General features: G+C 40.0%; 2 protein-coding genes. Both read right to left on the bottom strand.

What is annotated here, in order from left to right; translation table 11 throughout:
• On the bottom strand, window positions 1-1,018 hold a 1,018-nt coding region (locus PSI17_RS16470), incomplete at its 3' end, for a DHA2 family efflux MFS transporter permease subunit (protein ID WP_443256043.1).
• A complete protein-coding gene (emrA, locus tag PSI17_RS16475) occupies window positions 1,008-2,195 on the bottom strand; it encodes a multidrug efflux MFS transporter periplasmic adaptor subunit EmrA (protein ID WP_273552997.1) in 1,188 nt (395 codons plus the stop codon). The genes PSI17_RS16470 and emrA, both read right to left, overlap by 11 nt.
• Window positions 2,196-2,508: the final 313 nt, after the last annotated feature.

The following is a 2,508-nucleotide window of genomic DNA, read 5'->3' on the forward strand; positions in this document are numbered from 1 at the left end:
AGCGCATATCAATTTTAGCGCCAAATCGACCGATAACTGGAGCTAGAATAATGGGAAGAATGCCGAGAGGAGCTAATGCCAGCCCCGCCCAAGTAGCGGTATAGCCAAAAACTGTCTGTAATAACTGAGGTTGTAAGACTAGGACACCAATGTGCAATAGAAATGCCAAACTAATACAAATCGTACCCACTGTAAAATTACGTGATTTAAACAGGGATAAATCAACAATTGGGTTATCATCAGTCATTTCCCAAATGACAAACAGGACAATACCTATCGTTGCAATGATAGCCAGTACGATGATCTCATTGGAATTAAACCAATCGAGTTCCTTCCCTCTGTCCAACATAAGTTGTAAGCAACCAATACCGACAACTAGCAGAACCAAGCCCACTTTATCAACTGGGATAATTTCAGTTTTTGTTTCGCGCTTATTTAACAGTAAATAAGTGATAAAAATGGCAACCAAACCGATAGGGACGTTGATCAAGAAGATCCATCCCCAGTGGAAGTTATCGCTAATCCATCCTCCGAGAATTGGGCCACAAACAGGGGCAATAATGACGGTCATAGACCAAATAGCCAAAGCCATACTGTGTTGGGATTTAGGAAAATTTGCCAACAGCAGACTTTGTGATAAAGGGATGATGGGGCCAGCAACAGCACCCTGCATGATTCTAGTAATAATTAGCATTTCAAGGCTATTGGATATGCCACATAGCCAGGAAAAAATAATAAAAAGTAGAGTAGAAATAATAAACAGCCGCACTTCCCCTATCCGTTTTGCCAGCCAACCAGTTAAAGGGATAGAAATCGCATTAGCAACACCGAATGACGTTATAACCCAAGTTCCTTGTGACACGGATGATCCAAGATCACCTGCAATGGTTGACAATGCCACGTTAGCAATCGTCAAATCCAATATTTGCAGAAAGGCAATAACAGCCAGAGCCAGGATTAACCACCAGCGCTGGCTGACTGATAAAGGTCCCATAGCAGTGTGATCCTTAATTTTCATTACTTGTATTGAGTTTTATGATTTGCTCAATGATTTCATCTATCTTATTACTATTGAATGAGAGAACGTCAGTTTGATAAATAATTCGTTGTGGAGCCTTGGTCGCCAGGGTTGTACCTTCTGTGTCTCTGGTATCAACTGTTGCATGCATAGATAAGCCAATTCGTAACGGATTGAGGGCAACTTGTTCCGGTTTTAATTCAATGCGTACAGGGAGGCGCTGTACCACTTTAATCCAGTTACCTGTTGCATTCTGAGCGGGAAGGATAGAAAAAGCGCTGCCAGTTCCCATATCCATGCCAATAATACGTCCTTGATAAGTAATACTATCACCATAAAAGTCACTGACTAACTTAACGGATTGACCCAGACGCATATTAGTGAACTGTACTTCTTTAAAATTCGCCTCAACCCATAACTGATCAGAAGGGACGATGATCATTAATGGCGTAGATTGGCTGATTCTCGCTCCGACTTGGACACTGCGACGTGATATATATCCACTTACAGGAGCGTAAATCTTGGTACGTTGCAGAGACAGCCAAGCTTCGCGTAAATTGGATGCAGATTTTTCTATATTAGGCAGCTTTTCCAGTGGTGTTCCCATAACCAAAGCTTGGTTAATTTTATGCTGCTGTATAGCGACCTTGAGATCTGCTTTAGCAATATCGACCGCCTTACGGGCATGCTCTAACTCTTCAACAGCAATAACATTGACCTTGCCTAGTCTTTCCCGTCGTGCCAGATCATTTTTAACCTTATCTAAGGTAAGCTGTTTTAGTTCCACATTGGCTAGAAGTTTGGGATTACTGAGGATGGTTTCTTGTGTTTCACGCACGGCTTGAGCTAACGCATGCTTGCTCTTCTCAAAGGCATTTTCAGCGTCAGTACTGTCCAAAGTTAATAGAAGGTCTCCTTGTTGAACAAAATCAGTATTATCAACATAAATATTTTTTACACTGCCATGGGTTTGTGACATGACTTGAACCTGATTACCAGCAACATAAGCATTATCTGTTGATTGATAGAAACGCAATACCATGTACCAGTAAGTTAAATAAGCCACACCAGCAAACAAAAAAAGTAATACAACAACAGAAAGTATTATCTTCCGTTTTTTATTATTTTTTCCTCCTTGTTGTTTCTCAGGCATTGCTTCAACTTGATTATTTCCCATGTTTGACTCCAATATTCAGGTTTACCCCGTTTCTCTAATGATAAATCAATGCTTGTCATCTTCCAACTTCATCGTTTCTACATGATTCACATGAAATTACCCTTATAGGAAGTGCGTTTCATATTCAGGGATTTGGCTTGCTAATACCTCGCAGAGGCTCAGTATTTTACTGTATAACTTAATGACGTGATTGGATTGAATAATCTGGCTAAGGTTGGAGATTGGATAGAATGTAATGTTAAATAAAATTCATGTAATCATGATTAATTGGACAGAGGATATATACAAGTAATTTATGGAGTAAATAAAAATA

Source organism: Xenorhabdus sp. IM139775 (assembly GCF_028598745.1).
Classification (GTDB): Bacteria; Pseudomonadota; Gammaproteobacteria; order Enterobacterales; family Enterobacteriaceae; genus Xenorhabdus.

Bases quoted from the DNA above. Each gene is read 5' to 3' on its own strand.
- emrA (WP_273552997.1), bottom strand. From the start codon at position 2,195: ATGGGAAATAATCAAGTTGAAGCAATGCCTGAGAAACAACAAGGAGGA.